This is a genomic window from Vibrio sp. 1078-1 (assembly GCF_033340475.1).
The window spans coordinates 1-639 of the sequence record NZ_JAWOWM010000485.1 but is presented as its reverse complement, the minus strand read 5'-3'; the positions used below and the strand labels follow the sequence as shown (position 1 = coordinate 639).

General features: G+C 49.1%; 1 protein-coding gene. It reads left to right on the top strand.

From position 1 onward, the window contains the following. Window positions 1-639 (top strand): sulfatase-like hydrolase/transferase (locus R7190_RS28335; RefSeq protein WP_318137986.1); only part of this gene is annotated, 639 nt, incomplete at both ends.

Genomic DNA, 639 nt, shown 5'->3' with positions numbered 1-639 from the left:
GCAAGACATTACAATGGCGCCGGCACTTAAAGATATGGGCTACGCGACAGGCCACTTTGGTAAAAACCACCTTGGTGACAAAGATGAAATGTTGCCAACAAACCACGGTTTTGATGAGTTTATGGGTAACCTTTACCACTTGAACGCGGAAGAAGAGCCTGAAAACCCTGATTACCCGAAAGATCCTGCGTTCCGCAAAAACTTTGGCCCACGTGGTGTAATCCATTCTTATGCCGATGGCAAAATTGAAGATACGGGTCCTTTGACACGTAAGCGCATGGAAACGGTCGACCAAGAAACGCTAGACGCGGCAATGAACTTCATGGAGCGTCAGGTTAAAGCGAACAAGCCGTTCTTCTTGTGGTACAACGCAACGCGCATGCACATCAGAACGCACGTGAAAGAAGAAAACCGTACGACAGGTTTGGGTGAATACGCAGATGGTATGGTAGAGCACGACAACATGGTTGGTGAGTTGCTAGATAAACTGGATGATCTGAAAGTTGCCGACAACACCATCGTGATTTACACCACCGATAATGGCCCGATGAACGCGACCTGGCCTGATGCGGCATTTGGTCCTTTCCGTGGTGAGAAAAACACAGGTTGGGAAGGTGGCTTCCGCGTGCCAGCAATGGT